The organism is Streptomyces sp. NBC_01320 (genome assembly GCF_035974375.1).
GTDB classification, from domain to species: Bacteria; Actinomycetota; Actinomycetes; order Streptomycetales; family Streptomycetaceae; genus Streptomyces; species Streptomyces yanii.
Genome location: NZ_CP108390.1, coordinates 10,160,679 through 10,177,816, shown reverse-complemented (window position 1 = coordinate 10,177,816; position 17,138 = coordinate 10,160,679). Strand labels below are relative to the sequence as shown.

Here is a 17,138-nt window from a genome sequence, read left to right as displayed (position 1 = left end):
TCCTTGGCTCAGGCGCGCCGGTACACGGGCGGGCGCTTCTCGGTGAAGGCGCGGGCGCCTTCCTTGGCGTCGGCGGTGGCGAAGACCGGCCAGCCGCGCTTCAGTTCGGCGGCGAGGCCCTCGGTCTCGGTCATCTCGGCGGTCTCGTACATGGAGGCCTTGACGGCCTCGACGGCGAGCGGGCCACAGGCATTGATCCGCTCGGCGACGTCGAGGGCCTGCTCCAGTGCGGTGCCGTCGGGGACGACTCGGCCGATGAGCCCGATACGGGCGGCTTCGTCGGCGCTGTACGGGCGTCCGGTGAGAAGCATTTCGAGGGCGTGGGTACGGGGGATCTGGCGCGGCAGCCGGACCGTCGAGCCGCCGATGGGGAAGAGTCCGCGCTTGACCTCGAAGAGTCCGAAGGTGGCACTCGCGCCGGCGATGCGGATGTCCGTGCCCTGCAGGATCTCGGTGCCGCCGGCCACGCAGTGACCCTCGACTGCGGCGATGACCGGTTTGCGGGGGCGGTGGTGACGCAGCATCGCCTTCCAGTGCAGATCGGGGTCGGCCGTCATCCGGTCCCGGTACTGCTCGCCCTCCATCCCCTTGCCCGCCAGGGCCTTGAGGTCCATGCCGGCGCAGAACGTGCCGCCCGCGCCGGTAAGGACTACCGAGCGGATGCCGTCGTCCTCGTCGGCGGACAGCCAGCCGTCGTACAGCCCGACCAGCATCGCCAGCGAGAGCGCGTTCTTCGCCGCCGGCCTGTTCAGGGTGAGCACCAGCGTGGCGCCTTCGCGCCGCACGGTGAGGTGTTCCGTACCACCCATTGCCTGCCTCCCGTCTCCAGATCTAGAACAGGTTGCAGTAGGTCGGGGTCCAGTTCAATAGTTTCCTGACAGTCAGTCAGATTTCTTCCACGGCACCTCTTCCCAGTTGTGCCGGTCGGCGTTCTAATGACCGCCGAGCCACTCAGCGCCCCGGGGTCAGGAGGAACGGTGAAGTACAACCTTGCCGACCTGTTCGAGTCGGTCGTCGACGCGGTCCCGGATCGCGAGGCGCTAGTCCACCTCGACCACCCCGGTACGGGTGCGGAGCGCCGGCTCACCTACGCGGAGCTGGACACCGCCGCCAACCGGATCGCCCACCACCTGATCGACGCGGGCCTCACGCCGGGAGAGCACCTCGGCCTCCACCTCTACAACGGCATCGAGTACCTCCAGACCGTACTGGCCTGCCTCAAGGCGCGGCTGGTGCCGGTCAATGTCAACTACCGTTACGTGGAAGAGGAATTGATATACCTCTACCGCGATGCGGATCTGGCGGCACTGGTCTTCGACACCGAGTTCGACGAGCGGGTCGCGGCCGCCGCACCGAAGGCCCGCAAGCTCCGTCACCTCGTACGGGTGGGCACGCCCGTGGCGGGCGCCCCCGGTCCGGATGCCGTGGCGTTCGCCGACGCCGAGGCGGCCGGGAATCCCGGGCGCGGCTTCGCCCCACGCTCGGCCGACGACCAGTTCATCATCTACACCGGTGGGACCACGGGTATGCCCAAGGGCGTGATGTGGCGCCAGGAAGACCTCTTCTTCTCCGGCCTCGGCGGCGGCGCCCCGACCGGTGAACCGGTGAAGACGCCGCAGGAGCTGGCCGAGCGGGTGGCCGCGGGCGGTGACGGCATCACGTTCTTCCCCACTCCCCCGCTGATGCACGGCACCTCGACGCTCACCGCGTTCATCGGGTTCAACTTCGGGCAGCGGGTCGTCATCCACCGCAAGTTCGTCCCCGAGGAGGTGCTCCGGACGATCGAGAAGGAGAAGGTCACCAGCGTGTCGCTGGTCGGCGACGCGATGCTGCGGCCGCTGATCGACGCACTGAAGGGACCACTGAAGGGCACCGACTGTTCGTCCATGTTCTCCGTCTCCAGCTCCGGCGCGATCATGTCGGACTCGGTGCGCGCAGAGTTCCAGTCGCTGGTGCCCACCGTGATGCTGCTGAACAACTTCGGATCGTCCGAGTCCGGCTTCAACGGCACGGCGACGGCCGACTCCGGTCCGGAGAACGGCTTCCGCCTCCAGGTCAACTCCCGCACCGCGGTAGTCGATCCGTCGACATACGAACCGGTGGCTCCCGGCGAGGCAGGGCGGATCGCCCAACGGGGACACGTGCCGCTCGGCTACTACAACGACCCGAAGAAGACCGCGGAGACGTTCTTCCGCAAGGGCGAGGAGCGGTGGGTGCTGCTCGGCGACATGGCGACCGTCGACGAGGACGGCATCGTCACCGTCCTCGGACGCGGCTCCCAGTGCATCAACACCGGGGGCGAGAAGGTGTACCCGGAGGAGGTCGAACAGGCGCTCAAGTCCCATCCGGACGTGTACGACGCACTGGTGGCGGGTGTGCCCGACGCCCGGTGGGGCAACCGCGTGGCGGCGGTCGTGCAGTTGCGGGAAGGGGCGGCCGAGCCCTCGCTCGACGACGTCCAGGCGCACTGCCGGACCCGTCTCGCCGGTTACAAGATCCCCCGGCAGCTGGTGATCGCCCCGCAGATCCAGCGCTCACCGAGCGGCAAGGCCGACTACCGGTGGGCCCGCTCCGTCGTGGCGCCCGGCAGCGGGGCTCAGGGCTGAGACGCGCCGAGTCACCCGAATGCGCCATACCGCGAGCACCCCCCGGACGTGCGACGCGGCCGTCCGGTCGTAAGCCATTCGGGCACGGGATACGCTCGTCCGCTCACCCTGCGTGGCAGTGGGCGGCGATCGCCCATAGCTTCGGCTCATGAGGAAAAGCCACATCACCAACCTCGTGTGCATGGCAGTCGTCTCGGCCACCGCGGTGGCCTGCGCCGAACCGTCCGTCTCCGCCGCCACTCCGGCTGTGCGCACGGTCCATCCGGGCCAGTCGATCCAGGCCGCCGTCGACGCCGCCCGAACGGGTGACACCATCGTCGTCGAGCCCGGCACCTACCACGAGAGCGTACTGATCAAGAAGCAGGGGCTGACCCTGCGAGGCACCGGGGCCAAGACCGTCATCAAGCCGGCCTCGACCGGGACCAAGACCGGCAACGCCTGTGCGAAAGCCGGCAGCGGCGTCTGCGTACTGGGCACATCCGGTCACACCGTCGACGGTGTGAGCATCCGCTCCCTCACCGTCTCCGGATTCAAGAAGAACGGCATCTGGGCTTCCTGGACCGACGGTCTGAAGGTCCGGCAGGTGACCTCCGACACCAACGGCGTCTGGGGCATCGCCCAGGAGAGGTCGACCCGCTCCGAGCTCCGGAGCAACACCGCCCATGGCAACGGCGACGCCGGCATCTTCGTCGCGAACACCGTGGCCGAAGAGGGTGGAGCCACCGACACCCACGGGACGCAGCTCCGCGGCAACACGCTGACGAACAACCGGATCGGCATCACCGCCCGCCGGGTCCGCAACCTCACCGTCCGGGACAACACCGCCACCGGCAATTGCAGCGGCATGTTCGTCGTCGGCGACGAGGGCAAGCCGCAGGCCGGGGTGATGACCATCCACAACAACCGGATCACCGACAACAACAAGTTCTGCGCGGCGACCCCCCGGCTCCCCGCCATTCAGGGCTCCGGCATCGTCCTCACCGGCACCGTGGACACCAAGGTGCGCGACAACACGATCCGGAACAACGTCGGCGCCACCCCGCTCTCCGGCGGCCTCGTGCTGTTCAAGAGCTTCGTGGGCGCCCACAACACCGGCAACACCATCAGCCGCAATGTGGTGCTGGGCAACCGGCCCGCGGACCTGGCCAACCAGGAAGCCGGACGGAACAACACCTTCGTCGGCAACACATGCGCGACGTCCGCACCGACTGGCATGTGCTGACCGCGACCCCCGCACGAGAAGAAGCGAGACGGTATGACCACCGTGAGCACCACCACCCCCATCCCCACCACTCCTCTGCACACCCCGCAGCCGGGAATGCGGCTGCGCGAGATCGTCTTCGGCGCGGCCTGCGCCGCGGCCGTGCGCGCGGCGGCCCGGCTTGGTGTCGCCGACGCGCTCGGTGAGACGCCGGCCACCGCAGCCGAGCTCGCGGCGGAGGTGAACGCGGAGCCGGCGCCGCTGCGCCGGCTGCTGCGCGCCCTGTCCTGCTACGGAATCTTCGCCGAGACCGCCGACGGAAGCTTCGTCCACACCGACATGTCCCGGCTGCTGCGCGAGGACGACCCGAACAGCCTGCGGTACATCTCCCTGTGGTGCACCGAGCCCTGGACCTGGGAGGTCTGGCCGCGGCTGGACGACGCGGTGCGCTCCGGCACGAGCGTCTTCCCCGACGTGTTTGGGAAGGGGTTCTTCGACTACCTCCACGAGGACGCGCACGAGTCGGCGCAGATCTTCAACCGGGCCATGACCACCTCCAGCATGCAGTCCGCGCTGGATGTCGCCGAACTCCTCGACCTCGCCGGGGTGTCCGAGGTCGCCGACATCGGTGGCGGTCAGGGGCACGTGCTCGCCAGCCTGTTGGAGAAGCACCCGAAGGTCCGCGGCACGCTGATGGATCTGCCCGGCGTGGTCGCGCGCGCCGATGCCCGGCTGCGGGACGGCGGAGCGCTCGCCGGACGGACCAGCATCGTCGCCGGGGACTGCCGCGAGGCGATCCCGGTCGAGGCGGATCTCTACATCATCAAGAACATCCTGGAATGGGACGACGAGAGCACGCGCAGGACCCTGCGCAATGTCATGGCATCGGCCCGCCCGGGTGCCCGGGTCGTGATCATCGAGAACCTGGTCGACGACACCCCGTCGATGCGGTTCACCACCGCCATGGACCTGCTGCTGCTCCTCAATGTCGGTGGTGCGAAGCACACCAAGGAGAGCCTGATCGGGCGGATGGAGGAAGCGGGGCTGATCGTCGACGACATCAGCCCGGTCAACGGATATCTGCACGCGTTCGAGTGCATCGTGCCCAGCTGAACCGTTTCGCCTCACGGAATCGCCCCGGGTCCGGCTCTGAAGCCGGACCCGGGGCGATCGTTGGTGTGCCTCAGTCGCTGGAGTCGCGCTCCCACCGGTAGAACTCATGGGCCATCGCGTCCTTCGGACCACGCCAGGTCTGGGGGTCGTACGGACTGATGAAGGCGGTGAGCTTCTCGCTGAGGTCCTGGAACTCCGGGTGCTGGTGCACCTTGGCGATCTCCGGACCCGGCGGGCGGTCGGATTCGATCAGGTGCAGATAGACGTCGCCGAACTGGAACAGCTTGCGCCGGTTGACTCCGACGAGGTGCGGCAGTTCGCCGCCGTCGGAGGCGGCGAACAGTTCGGCGATGTCCGGCGCCGACTCCGGCGCCATCCGGGCGACGATCAGAGCGTGATGCATGGGCAGGATGCCTTTCTGATACCAGGCCGGCCACCCCGCCGGGGCGGCGGGGTGGCCGGCCACGGGCGGGCAGGGGGTCAGCGGGCGTTGACCGGGGCGGTACGGCGCTCGCGGTCGCGCTGCTCGATCTTGTCCCGGATGAGTTCCATCTGGACACGCGAGTTCCGGTTGATGTTCTCGGTCATCCACGCGTCGTCCACGGGTGCGTCGGGCCGCATTGCGAAGTCCTGCGCCCAGTGGAGCTTCGTGCCGCCGGGTACCTCCGAGTACTCCCAGCGGATGTTCATGTGCTGGAACGGGCCCGGCTCGACGCGGCGCGCGACGACCTTGCGGCCGGCGCGGTCGACGGTGCGCTCGGAGACCCAGCTCCACACCTTGCCGTTCTCGTCGGGGTGCATGGTCAGACGGAACTTCGTCCTGTCGCCGTCCCGTTCGATGACCTCGACGGCCGCGTACTCACTGAAGAGCCGCGGCCAGTTCTCCAGATCGTTCGTCACGTCCCAGACCAGGTCGAGAGGGGCGGCGATGGTGATCTCGTTCTCGGTGCGTCCGGACACTTCAGGCTCCTGTCATAAGGGTGTGGTTGACGAGGTCGAGGAATTCACGGGGCGTCTTGCACCGGTCGGCGTCAGCCGGGAGCGGCCTGCCGTGCCGGTTCTCCAGCACGCCCACGATGCCGAGGAGGCCGAGGGAGTCCAGGCCGTACTCGTCGAAGCCGGACGCGGGTCGGCTCTCCATCTCCTGCGGGTCGACGCTGACTCCCGCGCCCTTCTTCATCAGCGCAGCCAGCTCCTGGTAGGTCAGTGGATCGTTCATGAGGGCTTCTCCTTCTCACGCGTGGATAGCGGTGGGGCGCCGCAGCACGATGGCCGCGTTCGAACCCATGAGGCCGCGGCTCAGCACGAGCGCCGTCCGCAGTTCGGCGGGGCGTGCCCGGCCGGTGACCACATCGATTTCGTGACACACGTCGACGACGTTCGGGGTCGGAGGTATCAGGCCGTTCTCCATGGCCAGTACGGCGGCCGCCGCGTCCAGCACCGGTGCCCCGCAGTAGGCGCGGCCGATACCGGTCTTGGGCGCCGTCACGGGTACCCGCTTGCCGTGCCCGCCGAGCGCGTCGGCGATGGCCAGTGCTTCGGCGCGGTCGGCGGAGGGTACGCCGAGGGCGTCGGCGAAGACCACATCGATCTCCTCCGGCGCACAGTCGGCCTCCCGCAGGGCACCGCTGATCGCCCGGGCGAGCCCCTCCCGGGACTCCTCCCACCGGGACGCCCCGGTGAACGTCGCGGAGTGGCCGGCCAGTTCGGCCCTGACCCGAGCCCCGCGGCGGTTCGCCGCGGCCTCCTCCTCGACCACGAACATGGCACCGCCCTCCGCGGGTACGAAGCCGCACGCGTCCGCAGTGAAGGGGCGGTAGGCCCGGGCGGGGTCGTCGCAGACGCTGAGGTCCTCGTACCCGAGCTGGCAGACGACCGAGTACGGGGCCAGAGGTGCCTCGGCGGCGCCGACGACCACTGCGTCGGCACCGCCGCGGATGGACCGTGCGGCATGCGCCAATGCGTCCAGACCGCCCGCTTCGTCGCTGGCCACGACGGCGCACGGCCCCTTGAATCCGCCCCGGATGGAGATCTGGCCGGTGCTTGCCGCGTAGAACCAGGCGATGGACTGGTAGGGGCCGACGTAATTGGATCCCTGTCCCCACAGCCGCTGCAGCTCGCGCTGGCCGAACTCGCCGCCGCCGGAGCCGGCAGCGGTCACCACTCCCACGGCGAACGGGTCGCCCTCGTAGTCGGCCCGGCCGATCCGGGCGTCATCGAGGGCGAGATCCGCTGCGGCCATCGCGAAGTGCGTGAACCGGTCGGTCTGCACGAGGTAGCGTTCCTCGATCAGGTCCACCGGGTCGAAGCCCCTGACCTCGCCTGCGACCCGCAGCGGCAGGTGCTCGCACCCTTCGCGGGTGACGTGGTCGAGGACGCTCATCCCTTCGTGCGTCCTCTTCCAGAACGACTCGGTGGTCGTGCCGTTGGGGGCGACGACACCGATGCCGGTGACGACGGTGCGCCGGGCCTTTCGGGTGCTCATGGTGTCCTCCCACCTGTTCTGGTCAGGGCCACGGCGGACTGGAATCCACCGAATCCACTGCCGACCGACAGGACGCTGCGCAGCTTTCGGGGCCGTGCGTCACGCGGCACGTAGTCGAGGTCGCACTCCGGGTCCGGGGTTTCGTAGTTCGCCGTCGGCGGCACTGTCTGGTTGACCAGGGACAGCACGCAGGCGGCGATCTCGATGGCGCCGATGGCGCCGAGCGAGTGACCGACCATGGACTTGATGGAGCTCATGGGCACCTCGTAGGCGTGCGCGCCCAGGGCCCTCTTCACTGCCGCCGTCTCGTGACGGTCGTTCTGCTTGGTGCCGGATCCGTGCGCGTTGACGTAGTCGATCTGTGAGCCGTCTATCCGGGCATGACCGAGGGCCCGGTTGATGGCCTCGGCCATCTCCAGTCCCTCGGGGGTCAGCCCGGTCATGTGATAGGCGTTGCCGAAGGTGGCATAGCCGGCGATCTCGCAGTACACGGTGGCACCGCGGGCGCGGGCATGTTCCAGCTCCTCCAGGACGAGTACGGCTCCGCCCTCGCCCATGACGAAGCCGTCCCGGCGGGCGTCGAACGGCCGGGAGGCGTGCTCCGGGTCGTCGTTGTTCGGGGAGGTCGCCTTGATCGCGTCGAAGCAGGCCACCGTGATCGGGGTGATCGGCGAGTCGGACGCCCCGGCGATGCAGACGTCGACCCGCCCCTCCTCGATGGAGTGAAACGCGTACCCGATCGCGTCGAGGCCGGAGGTGCAGCCCGTCGAGACGGTCTGCACCGGGCCGTGCGCGCCGACCTGCTCGGCGACAGCCGAGGCGAGGGAACTGGGTGAGAAGGCCCGCTCCAGATGGCGGCCGGCCGGGCGGTGGTCGACGTCCCAGCGGGCGCCGCTGCCACTGACGGCGACGTAGTCGTGCTCGAGTCGGGTGGTGCCGCCGACCGCGGTGCCGAGCGACACCCCGATGCGCCATGGGTCCACCTTCTCCGGGTCGAGCCCCGCGTCGCCGAGGGCTTCCCTGGCGGCGACGAGCGCGAACTGGACGTACCGGTCCGAGCGGGCGATCTCGTCCTCGTCGAGGCCGTGGGCCGCGGGGTCGAAGTCGCACTCGGCGGCGATCCGGGAGCGGAATCCCACCGGGTCGAACAGGGTGATGCCGCGCGTCGCGGTGCGTCCGTTGGCGAGGAGGTCCCAGAAGGCCCGCGCGCCGATTCCGCCCGGGGCGACGACACCGACTCCGGTGACCGCCACGCGCCGGGTCATGAAGCCGCCTCGGTTCGTTCTGGCGGCGCGGCCCGGTCGGCGGTCTCGGTGTCGACGTGACCGAGTTCCGGACGCGGGGCGAGCGGACCGAGGTGGAAGACCATGCGCGCTTCCACGTCGCCCACATTACGGAACCGGTGACGTACATACGGAGGGATCAGCAGGCCCTGGTCGGGCCGCATGGTATGCGGTTCCCCGTCCAGGTCCACCTCCAGGAGACCGTTCACGACGTACACGAACTCCTCCGAGTACGGGTGGTAGTGCTCGCCGATGCGGTCGCCGGGCTGCACGATGGCCAGCCCCATGAAGCCGCTGGTGGCACCCACCGCGGTCGGCGTGAGCATGGCGCGAAGGTCGCCTCCGCGCCTGCGGTTGGGCTGGGTCTCACTGAGGTCCACGATGCGTGGCCGGTGCGTGGTCATGACTGCTTTCCTCCTGGCGCAGTGCGCGTGGTGTTGACGGGTTGAGCGAGAACCCCCCAGGGTGCTGACGCGCGGTTCAGGAATCCGCGGCCCGCCGATCGGTGATCAGGGTCATCTCGGACTTCTTGAGGAAGCGCGAGATCTCCTGGCCGTTGGTCGGCGCGGGGTTGACGCCGCCGTCGAGGAGTCGTCCGAGCCTGGCCACCTTGGCGGGGTCGTCGATGCCCAGCGCCTGAGCGGGCTGCGCGTCCAGCGGGCCGACCAGTTCGAGGAGCCGCACGACGATGTCGTCGCGCTGGAAGATGGTGCTGCTGTCGATCGGGCTGTTCCGGTCCTCGGCCGCCTCCTCGTCGTTGCCGGCGAGCAGCCGGGCGAGCGCCATGCCGCACCCCTCCTTGGCCTGGTAGAACAGCGCGTGCCGGCGGATGTCCGCGGGGTTCTGCCGACCGGCGGTGACATGGTGGACCGTGGGCAGAGCCGCCCGGGTGAAGAACACCCGGGCGGAATTCTCGTCGCTGAGGTCCCGGTCCTGCTCCAGGTACGGGTTGATGGCCTCCTCGACGGCCCTGACCTCGGGCTGACGGGACACGTGGCGCAGCGCCGCAAGGAGGTCCCCCTCGACCTCGACGGCCCGGACGACCCGGTTTCCGTGCATGAAGAGCGAGGTACGGCGCAACCGGGTGTGCTCGTCGACCCGCGCCTTCGGGGAATCGTAGTCGGCGAGGATCTTCGCGACGACGTCCTCGCTGCCGGGCTTCACGGTGAAGGTGAGGGCGTGGCGGACCACGCCGTCGCCCAGCCGGGGGGCGGACTGCAGGTTGCCCTTGGCGGCCTCGGGGGTGCCCTCGAAGGCGCTCCCGGTTTCCCGCAGCACGGAGAAGCGCAGCGACCGGGTGTCGCGTACGCAGCTGTGCAGGGGCTGCACCGTCTGGACGTGCTCCTCGCTGTTGACCCAGGCGAGGAAGGGCGGTGCGCTCTCCCATTCACTGGTGATGAGCCACTGCGAGGGGTTCTCGATCGACTGGCACAGCTGGTCGCTGATGTGCCCGGGCACGGATGCCACCTGATTGCGCAGGTGCTCGTACGCCTCGAGGAATTGGTTCTGGGCTCCGTCGTGCAGATCCAGCAGCAGAACGACCCGCAGCCTGGAGCCGTCGAAGGCGGACTGCGAGATCCGTTCCGAAAGGGTGGTCATGTGTCGTTCTCCTTCGAGACGGCGTGGCGTCCACCTGGATGGCAGGCCGTCGGTTGTCCAATGGAATCGGAGCAGGGAATCTCCCGGCGGATGCGTACCGTCCGCCCCCGCACCGCGGGCTGCGTCTCCGTGACCGATCGTGAAACGCTGGTCCGGCCGACGCGAGATTTATGAACCGTTCAGGTGAGCAGCCGCCCCTGAGCCGTCCGAACGGCTCCCACAAGGGCATGAACAATGCATCTGTACGGCGTCGGAGCTGGAGCAACTGATGAACGAGAACGTCGACCTTCGTGTACCCGTCCTCATCGTGGGCGGCTCCCTGGTGGGTCTGTCCGCATCACTTTTCCTCGGCCGGCTCGGCATCGAGCATCTGCTGGTCGAGAAGCACCCGGCCACTTCCACGCACCCGCGTGGTCGCGGCAACAACGTACGGACCATGGAGGTGTTCCGCACGGCGGGAGCCGAACAGCGGATCCGGGAGGCCGCTTCGGTGCTCGCGGAAAATCACGGGATCCTCCAGGCGGGTTCGCTGACCGGCGACGACCAGGAGTGGCTGTTCAAGGAGATCGACCCGGGCGGCGGGCTGGCGCGGTTCAGCCCGAGCGGCTGGTGCCTGTGCAGCCAGAACGATCTGGAGCCGGTGCTGCTGGCGCAGGCCCGTGAGCAGGGCGGCGACATCCGGTTCTCCACCGAGATGATGACGTTCGACCCGGATGGCTCAGGGGTGGACGCCGCACTGAAGAACCGGGAGACCGGTGAGCACATCAGCGTCCGTGCGGACTACCTGATCGCGGCCGACGGTCCGCGCAGCCCCATCCGGGAGCAGCTGCGGATCGGTCAGTCGGGACCCGGCGACCTGTTCCACAACGTGAGCATCACCTTCCGCTCGCGGAAGCTCGCCGACGTGGTGGGCGACCGGCGTTTCATCGTGTGCTACCTGACCAACCCCGCGGCGGACGGTGCTCTGTTGCCGGTGGACAACGAGAAGGAGTGGGTGTTCCACGCGCCGTGGCAGCCCGAACGGGGCGAGACGCTGGAGGACTTCACCGACGAGCGGTGCGCGGAGCACATCCGCCGGGCGACCGGTGCACCGGACATCGACGTGGAGATCACCGGGAAGGCCCCGTGGCACGCCGCGGAGCGGGTCGCCGAACGGTACGGCCGCGACAGAGTCTTCCTCGCCGGGGACTCCGCCCATGAGATGTCGCCGACCGGGGCGTTCGGCTCCAACACCGGTATCCAGGACGCGCACAACCTCGCCTGGAAGCTCGCCGCCGTGCTGCGCGGTGAGGCCGGTCCGGGGCTGCTGAACACCTACGAGGCGGAACGGCTGCCCGTGGCGCGGGCAACGAGCGAGCGGGCCTCGTCCCGTTCCGCGGAGCACAGCCACCCCGGATTTGCCCCGGCTCCCGGTGTGGGCGGCGGGAAGAAGGGCGGCCTGCTGCCGGTGGCGCTGGGCTACCGCTATGTCCGTGGCGCCGTGGTGGGTGTCGACGCCGAACAGCCGGTGGTGCCGCAAGGGCTGCGGCTGAACGGCGACCCCGGCTCCCGGGCACCACACCTGTGGGTCCGTCAGGCGGGTGAGCGCAAGTCGACACTGGACCTGTACGAGCGGTCGTTCGTGCTGCTGAGCGACGGCGCGGATGTCGCGTGGCGCCGTGCGGCCGCGCGCGTGGCCGACCGGCTTTCGGTGCGGCTCGACGCGTTCGGCATCGGCGCCGGCTCCGACCTGGAGCCGGAGAACGGGGCGGACTGGGCACAGGCGCACGGTACGAGTGCCAAGGGTGCGGTGCTGGTGCGCCCCGACGCCTTCGTGGCCTGGCGGTCGGAAGGTTCGGTCACCGACCCTGAGACGACGTTGTACGACGTACTGTCCTCCCTGCTCAGCCGAGGCTGAAGCCGCCGGCGAACGGTTCATCGATGTCTCGGTCCATGCCGAACGACCGCAGCGCCGCAAGGAACTCTGCCGGCCGGGCGGTGTGGACGAGATGTCCGGCGTCGATGGTGACCAGCCGGCAGTCGGGGATCTGCCGGGCCATCCGGGCAAGTTGGTCCTGTGCGAGGTGGCTTTCGGGACCCCCGCCGATGATGAGGGTCGGGGCGGCTATCTCGCCGAGGCGCTCGCGGGCCGCCGGGTCCGGGTCGTTCAGCTGGGCATCGATCGACGGGACGACCGGCCAGTCGAAGTCGAGTTCCGTGTCGGGACGTTGGGCGGGCGGGCGCGGCGTATCGAGCGGGATGAGCGACGGGGCCTCCTCGAGGACGAGCCTGCCGATCAGCGCTGGTTCCCGTTCGGCGAGCAGGAACGCGGCGACGCCGCCCATCGAGTGTCCGACGACGGTGGCGCCGGACAGATTGCGGGCCTCCAGGAAGGCGTGCAGGTCGTCGCGGAACAGCTCGAATGAGTAGCGGCCGGTCCAGTCACTGAGGCCGTGGCCACGGAAGTCGAGCGCGTACACCCGGTGGTCGGCTGCGAGTTGTTCCGCGATCTCCTTCCAGGTGCGGCTGGACCCGCAGCGCCCGTGGACAAGGACGACGGGCGGAGCGGACGGCTCACCCCACACCCGGTAGGCAAGGCGAATGCCTCCTGCCTGGACGCTGCGCACCCCTGGGTCGAGGAAGGCGCTGACGGTGCGGACGAAGGCGCCCGGGTCGTCGATCCACGGGTAGTGCCCGGCGCCGCGCTGCACGGCGAACTCGGCGTTCGGGAACAGCGCGGCCAGTTCGGCGGCGCGGTCCGGGGTGGGTCCTCCGTCGTACTCCCCCGCGAGGACGAGCACGGGCGCCGTGACGCCTCGCAGGGCGGCGACGGTGCCGACCGGGTCGAACGCACCGTCCTGGTAATAGGCCTTAGCTGCATCGGAGTTGGCCTGATCGGGTGCTGCGGCGGCGTGCGCCCGCGCGGCGGCGTCCCACCGTCCGTACGTGAACGGCTCGATCGCGGGCCACGCGTCACCGAGGGAACGCCGCCCCGCCCACATGGACTCCAGCGCGTCCCGGCCCTCCGCGAACCACGGTTCGTCACGGCGCAGTTCGGAGGCCTCCCGCCAGTCCTCGTCGGTGACGGTGATACCGGCGGCGCGGGTGCCGGGGGTGACGAGGGTGAGCGTGCGCAGCCGCTTCGGGTGCCGGGCGGCGTAGAGCGCGGCCAGGTTGGCGGATGCGGAATGGGCGAGCAGATCGATGCGTTCGTCCCCCAAGTGGGCGCGCAGTGCCTCCACGTCGTCGACGAGCCGGTCGCAGCGGTAGGTCGATGGGTCGTCCGGAACGGCGGAGTCCCCGGTGCCTCGCAGATCGAGCAGCACCAGTTGGCGGTGGGCGGCGAGTCCGCCCAGGTCGCCGAGATAGGCGCTGGCCCGCATCGGCCCGCCGGGCACACAGATCAGCGGCTCGCCCTCCCCCAGCAGGTGGTAGGCGATCCCGGTCCCGTCGTATGCGTGGAAGGTCGGCATGTACGCCATCCAAACAGGACACCTGCCGTGATGCAGCTGTGTTCGGTATGAGCGTATCCAGGATGTGGGACGACTCCTGGGCGGAATCCCGGGCGGTGCCGCGGTCCGCCACGAGGCGGGGTCACCGGTCCACGCGTAACCGGAGGACCGGAGGGGCTGGGCACGAATGCGTCGGCCCCTCTTGCCATGCTGCGGGACATCCTGAATTACTACTCCCGTAACGATCGACCGAATGATCGGTCGTCCACTCGGGAGAGGAACATCCGGATGACGGCTCTGCTGGATGCGGCGGAGCGGCTCGGCCGCCCGGAGCTGCAGGCGCTGCAGCTGGAGCGGCTGCGCGCCACGCTGCAGCACGCGTACGACCATGTCGGCTTCTACCGAGCGGCGTTCGACAAGGCGGGGCTGCGCCCGGACGACTGCCGTTCGCTCGCCGACCTGGCCCGGTTCCCCTTCACGACGAAGGCGGACCTGCGGGACAACTACCCGTTCGGCATGTTCGCCGTGCCGGAGGACCAGGTGCGGCGCATCCATGCGTCCAGCGGGACGACCGGCCGTCCCACCGTGGTCGGCTACACGCAGCGGGACCTGGACACCTGGGCGGACGTGGTCGCCCGCTCCATCCGGGCCGCGGGCGGCCGTCCGGGACAGAAGGTCCACGTGGCGTACGGGTACGGCCTGTTCACCGGCGGTCTCGGCGCGCACTACGGGGCGGAACGGCTCGGCTGCACGGTCATCCCGGCATCCGGTGGCATGACGTCGCGCCAGGTGCAGCTGATCCAGGACTTCCGGCCCGACATCATCATGATCACACCCTCGTACATGCTGACGCTGCTCGACGAGTTCGAGCGCCAGGGCGTCGATCCGCGTACCACCTCGCTCAAGGTCGGCATATTCGGCGCCGAGCCGTGGACACAGGAGATGCGCCGGGAGATCGAGGAGCGGTTCGCGATCGACGCGGTCGACATCTACGGGCTGTCGGAGGTGATCGGCCCAGGGGTCGCCCAGGAGTGCGTGGAGACGAAGGACGGGCTGCACATCTGGGAGGACCACTTCTATCCGGAGGTCGTCGACCCGTTCACCGGTGAGGTACTGCCGGAGGGCGAGGACGGTGAGCTGGTCTTCACGTCGCTGACCAAGGAAGCCATGCCGGTGATCCGGTACCGGACCCGGGATCTGACCAGGTTGCTGCCCGGCACGGCCCGGGCCTTCCGGCGGATGGAGAAGGTCACCGGGCGGAGCGACGATCTGGTGATCCTGCGCGGGGTGAACCTCTTCCCGACCCAGATCGAGGAGATCGTGCTGCGTACGCCGGGCGTGGCACCGCACTTCCAGCTGCGGCTGACCCGCGAGGGTCGTCTCGACGCGCTGACGGTACGGGCGGAGGCGCGGGCGGAATCGACACCGGACCAGCGGGCACATGCTGCGCGGGCGATCGCGGCGGCGGTCAAGGACGGTATTGGGGTGTCGGTCGGGGTCGAGATCGTCGATCCCGAGACGCTGGAGCGGTCGGTCGGCAAGTTCAAGCGGATCGTGGACGACCGCGGCGAGCGCTGAGGCACCGGGACGGCGGTGCCCACTTCTGCCGTGTGTTCGCGGGGAGCCGGGCCGTCACGTCGAGTCGTCCGGCGCCCCGCCGGTCCGGTCACCGCCCCTCGGGCCGGTCACCCGTCCTCGCCGCCGTCGCGAGCACCGCGTGGTTCCTGGCGTCCGCTCGGACCGCCGCGATGACGGGGTCCGTCTCGACATCCGCTGCGGTGCGATCGTCGCTGAGGGCCCTTCTTCCGGAAGGGCCCTCAGGGGGTCACGGCTGCGCGAACCGGTCCCTGAGCTCGCGCTTGAGGATCTTTCCGCTCGCGTTGCGGGGGAGCTCGTCCACGAAGAGGATCTTCTTCGGGGCCTTGAAGTGCGCGAGCCGTTCCCGTACATGGTCGAGAAGCTGCTGCTCGGTGGCGTCCTCGCGCAGCACGACGACGGCGGTGACGGCCTCGATCCAGCGTTCGTCGGGCAGCCCCACGACGGCTGTCTCGGCGACGGCGGGGTGGGTGTAGAGGGCGTCCTCGACCTGGCGGGAGGCGACCAGGACACCGCCGGAGTTGATGACGTCCTTCACGCGGTCGACGACCGTGAAGAAGCCCTCCGGGTCACGGACGGCGAGGTCGCCGGAGCGGAACCAGCCGTCGCGGAACGCCTCGGCGGTCTCCTCGGGCTTGTTCCAGTAGCCCTTGCACAGCTGCGGTGACCGGTAGACGACTTCGCCCGCCGTGCCGTCAGGGACCTCCTTGCCGTGCTCGTCGGCAACCCGCGCTTCGACAAAGAGCACCGGCCGGCCGCAGGAGTCCATCCGGCCCTCGTGCTCCGCGGGTCCGAGAACAGTGGCGAGCGGACCGATCTCGCTCTGTCCGAAGCAGTTGTAGAAGGCCAGCGCGGGCAACCGCTCGCGGAGCCGTTCCAGTACCGGGACCGGCATGACCGACGCGCCGTAGTACGCCTTGCGCAGCCCGCCGAGCTCACGGGTCGCGAACTCCGGGTGGTTGGCGAGCCCGATCCAGACGGTGGGCGGCGCGAACAGGCTGTCCGCCTGCCCGGCCTCGACGAGGTCGAAGATCCGGCCCGCTTCGGGCGCGTCGAGGATGGTGTTCTCCGCCCCGACCGCGAGGTAGGGCAGCAGGAACACATGCATCTGCGCGGAGTGGTAGAGCGGCAGCGAGTGGGCGGGCCGGTCGGTGGGGCGCAGGTCGAGGGCGGTGATCGCGCTGACGTACTCGTGGACGAGGGCGCCGTGCGTCATCATCGCGCCCTTGGGCAGCGCGGTGGTACCCGAGGTGTACAGCAGCTGCACGAGGTCATCGGCGGCGGGTTCGCGCTCGGGGGTGAAGGGGCGCGGGGTGGCGAGCGCGTCGAGCAGGGAGTCCGGTGCGTCGCGCAGCGGCCGTACGGCGAATCCGGCCGGAATGCGGTCGCTGAGTGCCGTGTCGGTGAGGACGAGGGCGCTGCCCGACTGCTCCAGGATGTAGGTCAGGTCGTCACCGGTGAGGTTCTGGTTGACCGGCACATGGACCAGCCCGGCGCGGGCGCAGGCGAGATACGCGATCAGGTACGCGTCGGAGTTGTGCGCGTAGGAAGCGACCCGGTCGCCGGGGTGCAGGCCGTGGTCGGCGAGGAGGACGGCCGCCGCGGTGCTGACTGCCGTGTCCAGCGTCCGGTAGGTCCAGGACCGGTCGGCGTACCGCACGGCGGTGCGCTCGGGGGTGCGCCGTGCGCTGCGGGTCACGACGCCGTCGACTGTGGAGCTGCGTACACCTGTCATGGCGTGATCCTGGGCGGCCGGGACCGGGTGGTCAAGGGTCTGATATCTGCACCGCTGTTGACAGCGGTACGCGCGTGCTGGCTGAGTTG

General features: G+C 69.5%; 15 protein-coding genes. 5 read left to right on the top strand and 10 right to left on the bottom strand.

The window, feature by feature from the left end:
• Window positions 1-8: 8 nt before the first annotated feature.
• Window positions 9-809, bottom strand: a complete 801-nt coding sequence (locus tag OG395_RS46220; RefSeq protein WP_327248267.1) for a crotonase/enoyl-CoA hydratase family protein — start codon at window positions 807-809, stop codon at window positions 9-11.
• A 168-nt stretch (window positions 810-977) separates the two neighbouring features.
• On the opposite strand from OG395_RS46220, the gene OG395_RS46215 reads away from it, so the two are divergent.
• The 3 genes from OG395_RS46215 to OG395_RS46205 all read left to right on the top strand — a co-directional run bounded on the left by OG395_RS46215 (window position 978) and on the right by OG395_RS46205 (window position 4,920).
• Window positions 978-2,606 carry an acyl-CoA synthetase gene (locus OG395_RS46215; RefSeq protein ID WP_327248266.1) on the top strand — a complete coding sequence of 543 codons (1,629 nt, stop codon included), beginning with the start codon at window positions 978-980 and terminating at the stop codon, window positions 2,604-2,606.
• Window positions 2,607-2,754: 148 nt separating this feature from the next.
• Window positions 2,755-3,828 (top strand): right-handed parallel beta-helix repeat-containing protein, encoded by a 1,074-nt coding sequence (locus tag OG395_RS46210; protein ID WP_266989593.1) that lies wholly within the window; start codon window positions 2,755-2,757, stop codon window positions 3,826-3,828.
• A gap of 33 nt (window positions 3,829-3,861) precedes the next feature.
• A complete protein-coding gene (locus tag OG395_RS46205; protein ID WP_327248265.1) occupies window positions 3,862-4,920 on the top strand; it encodes a methyltransferase in 1,059 nt (352 codons plus the stop codon).
• 70 nt (window positions 4,921-4,990) lie between these two features.
• Here OG395_RS46205 and OG395_RS46200 read toward each other — a convergent pair whose 3' ends face one another.
• The 7 genes from OG395_RS46200 to OG395_RS46170 all read right to left on the bottom strand — a co-directional run bounded on the left by OG395_RS46200 (window position 4,991) and on the right by OG395_RS46170 (window position 10,287).
• The gene (locus tag OG395_RS46200; protein ID WP_327248264.1) at window positions 4,991-5,323 is read right to left on the bottom strand and encodes a TcmI family type II polyketide cyclase; all 333 of its coding nucleotides are present in this window, start codon (window positions 5,321-5,323) and stop codon (window positions 4,991-4,993) included.
• 77 nt (window positions 5,324-5,400) lie between these two features.
• Window positions 5,401-5,880 carry an SRPBCC family protein gene (locus OG395_RS46195; RefSeq protein WP_327248263.1) on the bottom strand — a complete coding sequence of 160 codons (480 nt, stop codon included), beginning with the start codon at window positions 5,878-5,880 and terminating at the stop codon, window positions 5,401-5,403.
• A gap of 1 nt (window position 5,881) precedes the next feature.
• On the bottom strand, window positions 5,882-6,139 hold the full coding sequence (locus OG395_RS46190; RefSeq protein WP_266989585.1) for an acyl carrier protein: 258 nt from the start codon (window positions 6,137-6,139) through the stop codon (window positions 5,882-5,884).
• A 15-nt stretch (window positions 6,140-6,154) separates the two neighbouring features.
• Window positions 6,155-7,405 (bottom strand): beta-ketoacyl synthase N-terminal-like domain-containing protein, encoded by a 1,251-nt coding sequence (locus tag OG395_RS46185; protein ID WP_327248262.1) that lies wholly within the window; start codon window positions 7,403-7,405, stop codon window positions 6,155-6,157.
• Complete coding sequence (locus OG395_RS46180) at window positions 7,402-8,670, bottom strand: beta-ketoacyl-[acyl-carrier-protein] synthase family protein (protein ID WP_327248261.1); 1,269 nt, start codon at window positions 8,668-8,670, stop codon at window positions 7,402-7,404. Before OG395_RS46180 ends, OG395_RS46185 begins: the two co-directional genes overlap by 4 nt.
• Window positions 8,667-9,092: a cupin domain-containing protein gene (locus OG395_RS46175; RefSeq protein WP_327248260.1), complete on the bottom strand. Its 426-nt coding sequence runs from the start codon at window positions 9,090-9,092 to the stop codon at window positions 8,667-8,669. Before OG395_RS46175 ends, OG395_RS46180 begins: the two co-directional genes overlap by 4 nt.
• Before the next feature lie 76 nt (window positions 9,093-9,168).
• The gene (locus tag OG395_RS46170; RefSeq protein WP_327248259.1) at window positions 9,169-10,287 is read right to left on the bottom strand and encodes a SchA/CurD-like domain-containing protein; all 1,119 of its coding nucleotides are present in this window, start codon (window positions 10,285-10,287) and stop codon (window positions 9,169-9,171) included.
• A gap of 268 nt (window positions 10,288-10,555) precedes the next feature.
• Here OG395_RS46170 and OG395_RS46165 point away from each other — a divergent pair, with 268 nt between their 5' ends.
• A complete protein-coding gene (locus tag OG395_RS46165) occupies window positions 10,556-12,184 on the top strand; it encodes an FAD-dependent oxidoreductase (protein WP_327248258.1) in 1,629 nt (542 codons plus the stop codon).
• Here the strand turns inward: OG395_RS46165 and OG395_RS46160 are convergent.
• Window positions 12,171-13,739: an alpha/beta fold hydrolase gene (locus tag OG395_RS46160; RefSeq protein WP_327249677.1), complete on the bottom strand. Its 1,569-nt coding sequence runs from the start codon at window positions 13,737-13,739 to the stop codon at window positions 12,171-12,173. The two genes, OG395_RS46165 and OG395_RS46160, sit on opposite strands and share 14 nt — an antisense overlap.
• 267 nt (window positions 13,740-14,006) lie before the next feature.
• Here OG395_RS46160 and paaK point away from each other — a divergent pair, with 267 nt between their 5' ends.
• Complete coding sequence (paaK, locus tag OG395_RS46155) at window positions 14,007-15,296, top strand: phenylacetate--CoA ligase PaaK (RefSeq protein WP_327248257.1); 1,290 nt, start codon at window positions 14,007-14,009, stop codon at window positions 15,294-15,296.
• Between the two features lie 247 nt (window positions 15,297-15,543).
• Here paaK and OG395_RS46150 read toward each other — a convergent pair whose 3' ends face one another.
• Window positions 15,544-17,049: an acyl-CoA synthetase gene (locus OG395_RS46150; protein ID WP_327248256.1), complete on the bottom strand. Its 1,506-nt coding sequence runs from the start codon at window positions 17,047-17,049 to the stop codon at window positions 15,544-15,546.
• Between the last annotated feature and the right edge of the window lie 89 nt (window positions 17,050-17,138).

Coding starts and splice junctions, on each gene's coding strand:
- OG395_RS46220 (WP_327248267.1), bottom strand. CDS start 809: ATGGGTGGTACGGAACACCTCACCGTGCGGCGCGAAGGCGCCACGCTG.
- OG395_RS46210 (WP_266989593.1), top strand. CDS start 2,755: ATGAGGAAAAGCCACATCACCAACCTCGTGTGCATGGCAGTCGTCTCG.
- OG395_RS46205 (WP_327248265.1), top strand. CDS start 3,862: ATGACCACCGTGAGCACCACCACCCCCATCCCCACCACTCCTCTGCAC.
- OG395_RS46200 (WP_327248264.1), bottom strand. CDS start 5,323: ATGCATCACGCTCTGATCGTCGCCCGGATGGCGCCGGAGTCGGCGCCG.
- OG395_RS46190 (WP_266989585.1), bottom strand. CDS start 6,139: ATGAACGATCCACTGACCTACCAGGAGCTGGCTGCGCTGATGAAGAAG.
- OG395_RS46185 (WP_327248262.1), bottom strand. CDS start 7,405: ATGAGCACCCGAAAGGCCCGGCGCACCGTCGTCACCGGCATCGGTGTC.
- OG395_RS46180 (WP_327248261.1), bottom strand. CDS start 8,670: ATGACCCGGCGCGTGGCGGTCACCGGAGTCGGTGTCGTCGCCCCGGGC.
- OG395_RS46175 (WP_327248260.1), bottom strand. CDS start 9,092: ATGACCACGCACCGGCCACGCATCGTGGACCTCAGTGAGACCCAGCCC.
- OG395_RS46170 (WP_327248259.1), bottom strand. CDS start 10,287: ATGACCACCCTTTCGGAACGGATCTCGCAGTCCGCCTTCGACGGCTCC.
- OG395_RS46165 (WP_327248258.1), top strand. CDS start 10,556: ATGAACGAGAACGTCGACCTTCGTGTACCCGTCCTCATCGTGGGCGGC.
- OG395_RS46160 (WP_327249677.1), bottom strand. CDS start 13,739: ATGCCGACCTTCCACGCATACGACGGGACCGGGATCGCCTACCACCTG.
- paaK (WP_327248257.1), top strand. CDS start 14,007: ATGACGGCTCTGCTGGATGCGGCGGAGCGGCTCGGCCGCCCGGAGCTG.
- OG395_RS46150 (WP_327248256.1), bottom strand. CDS start 17,049: ATGACAGGTGTACGCAGCTCCACAGTCGACGGCGTCGTGACCCGCAGC.